Here is a 2722-nt window from a genome sequence, read left to right as displayed (position 1 = left end):
AGGGTAGTATCATCGGCGCTGGCAGGCTTAGCTTCCGGGTTCGGGATGGGACCGGGCGTTTCCCTGCCGCTATGGACCGCCGTAACTCTATTCACTCGTTGTTGAGTGTACATCTTGTGTTTTGGTGGTGGGGTGCGTGTAGCACGCCCGACACAAGTGTCGTGTGTGTTTGTGGTGTGGTTGCGTAGCAGATGTGCGTCTTACTGAAACTCATCAAACATTTGGTGTTTGTTGGTTGTTGTAAGTTTTCGGCCGGTTAGTGCCAGTTCCCTACACCTATTACTAGGCTTCCAGGTCTGGTCTATCAATCCCGTGGTCTGCGGGGGGCCTTATCCCTCTAAAAGGGTGAGAAGCCTGGTCTTGGAGGGGGTTTCCCGCTTAGATGCTTTCAGCGGTTATCCTGTCCGAACGTGGCTATCCAGCGGTGCTCCTGGTGGAACAACTGGTATACCAGAGGTTCGTCCGTCCCGGTCCTCTCGTACTAGGGACAGATTTCCTCAAGCTTCTGACGCGCGCGGCGGATAGAGACCGAACTGTCTCACGACGTTCTAAACCCAGCTCGCGTGCCGCTTTAATGGGCGAACAGCCCAACCCTTGGGACCTGCTCCAGCCCCAGGATGCGACGAGCCGACATCGAGGTGCCAAACCATCCCGTCGATATGGACTCTTGGGGAAGATCAGCCTGTTATCCCCGGGGTACCTTTTATCCGTTGAGCGACACCCCTTCCACTCAGAGGTGCCGGATCACTAGTCCCGACTTTCGTCCCTGCTCGACATGTATGTCTCGCAGTCAAGCTCCCTTGTGCACTTACACTCAACACCTGATTGCCGTCCAGGTTGAGGGAACCTTTGGGCGCCTCCGTTACATTTTGGGAGGCAACCGCCCCAGTTAAACTACCCACCAGGCACTGTCCCTGAACCGGATATACGGTCCGAGGTTAGAGGCCCAATACGATCAGAGTGGTATTTCAACAACGACTCCACCCACACTGGCGTGTGAATTTCACAGTCTCCCACCTATCCTACACAAACCGTATCGAGCACCAATACCAAGTTGTAGTGAAGGTCCCGGGGTCTTTTCGTCCTGCCGCGCGTAACGAGCATCTTTACTCGTAGTGCAATTTCGCCGAGTCTATGGTTGAGACAGTTGAGAAGTCGTTACGCCATTCGTGCAGGTCGGAACTTACCCGACAAGGAATTTCGCTACCTTAGGATGGTTATAGTTACCACCGCCGTTTACTGGGGCTTAAATTCTCTGCTTCACCCCGAAGGGTTAACAGGTCCTCTTAACCTTCCAGCACCGGGCAGGCGTCAGTCCGTATACATCGTCTTGCGACTTCGCACGGACCTGTGTTTTTAGTAAACAGTCGCTTCTCACTGGTTTGTGCCACCCACTCACGCTCAAGACCGTAAAGATCCGTCACGCCATGTGGGTCCCCCTTCTCCCGAAGTTACGGGGGCATTTTGCCGAGTTCCTTAACCATAGTTCACTCGTACGCCTTAGTATTCTCTACCTGACCACCTGTGTTGGTTTGGGGTACGGGCCGTGTATGTCCTCGCTAGAGGCTTTTCTTGGCAGCATAGGATCACCGAATTCGCCTCAAACGGCTATGCATCACCTCTCAGGATTAATGAAACGCGGATTTGCCTACGTTTCTCCCTACCGGCTTACCCCAGTACAACCACTGACTGGTACGGCTACCTTCCTGCGTCACCCCATCGCTTGACTACTACCCACCGGGGTCCCACGCAGCCCCGTCAACGCCTCACCCCGAAGGGATCGGTCACGACGGTTTTGGATGGTTAGCACAATGGATTCATCATGGACGCACATACACGGGTACGGGAATATCAACCCGTTGTCCATCGACTACGCCTGTCGGCCTCGCCTTAGGTCCCGACTCACCCTGGGAGGACTGGCCTGGCCCAGGAACCCTTGGTCTTTCGGCGGGCAAGGTTCTCACTTGCCTATTCGCTACTCATGCCTGCATTCTCACTCCCACACCCTCCACAGCTAGATCACTCTGCTGCTTCACCGGATGCAGGACGCTCCCCTACCCAACGTATAAATACGTTGCCGCGGCTTCGGCGGTGTACTTGAGCCCCGCTACATTATCGGCGCACAATCACTTGACCAGTGAGCTATTACGCACTCTTTCAAGGGTGGCTGCTTCTAAGCCAACCTCCTGGTTGTCTTCGCGACTGCACATCCTTTTCCACTTAGTACACGCTTAGGGGCCTTAGCCGGCGATCTGGGCTGTTTCCCTCTCGACGCACGGAGCTTATCCCCCGCCGTCTCACTGCCACATTCTTGGACTTGTCGGCATTCGGAGTTTGGCTGACGTCAGTAACCCTGTGGGGCCCATCGGCCATCCAGTAGCTCTACCTCCAACAAGAAACATGTGACGCTGCACCTAAATGCATTTCGGGGAGAACCAGCTATCACGGAGTTTGATTGGCCTTTCACCCCTACCCACAGCTCATCCCCTCAGTCTTCAACCTAAGTGGGTTCGGGCCTCCACGCGGTCTTACCCGCGCTTCACCCTGGCCATGGGTAGATCACTCCGCTTCGGGTCCAGAACACACCACTACACCAACCCCTACGGATTGGATACGCCCTATTCAGACTCGCTTTCGCTGCGGCTACCCCACACGGGTTAACCTCGCGACATGTCCCTGACTCGCAGGCTCATTCTTCAAAAGGCACGCCATCACCCCACCA

Annotated in this window: 2 rRNA genes (1 of these 2 only partly in view); both read right to left on the bottom strand. The window is 55.3% G+C overall.

Features of this window, described 5'->3' with window-relative positions:
- A 5S ribosomal RNA gene (rrf, locus tag ACZYZ7_RS31770) occupies positions 1–84 on the bottom strand; the annotation flags it as partial.
- A 152-nt stretch (positions 85–236) separates the two neighbouring features.
- Positions 237–2722 (bottom strand): 23S ribosomal RNA (locus ACZYZ7_RS31765); it runs 427 nt beyond the window's last position.

The organism is Mycobacterium sp. IDUB_17 (genome assembly GCF_055419465.1).
This window is presented reverse-complemented; position numbering and strand designations above follow the sequence as displayed.